This is a genomic window from Flavobacterium sp. HJJ (assembly GCF_015351475.1).
Classification (GTDB): domain Bacteria; phylum Bacteroidota; class Bacteroidia; order Flavobacteriales; family Flavobacteriaceae; genus Flavobacterium; species Flavobacterium marginilacus.
The window spans coordinates 1-617 of sequence record NZ_JADKPR010000080.1; the positions used below are offsets into that span (position 1 = coordinate 1).

1 pseudogene is annotated in these 617 nt (G+C 44.9%); it reads right to left on the reverse strand.

The features are described from left to right. Positions 1–617: pseudogene (locus tag IRZ80_RS20815) on the reverse strand (transketolase); the annotation flags it as partial.

Sequence of the window (617 nt, forward strand, 5' to 3'; positions counted from 1 at the left end):
GTTTCCTGATTGGCAGTATCAAGCGCTTTTCGGATCTGCGAATGGTCGTGGCCGTCAATGGTGATTACATTCCATCCCCAGGCCTGGTATTTCATAGCAGTATCTTCGGATGTTACTTCATCGGTCATCGAAGAAAGCTGTACGTCATTTGAATCATAAAACATAATGAAATTGTTCAGCCCCAAATGTCCTGCGATTCTTCCGGCTCCCTGCGAAATCTCTTCCTGAACGCCCCCGTCGGTAATGAATCCGTATATTTTGTGGTCAAAAAGGCCTTTGAATCTTGCTCCAAGAAATTTGGCAGCAATTGCTGCTCCAACCCCCATTGTATGACCTTGCCCAAGAGGTCCTGAGGTGTTTTCGATTCCTCTTAAAACATCCACTTCAGGGTGTCCCGGCGTTACCGATCCCCATTGTCTGAACTGCTGTACGTCTTCTTTTTTATAGTTTCCTAATAAATAATACTGTGCATACATCAAAGCCGATAAGTGTCCCGCATCCATAAAGAAACGGTCTCTGAAAGGCCAGTCCATCTGTGATGGATCATAATTTAAATATTCCGTGTATAAAATATGCATAAAATCAGCACCTCCCATGGCACCTCCCGGGTGTCCTGA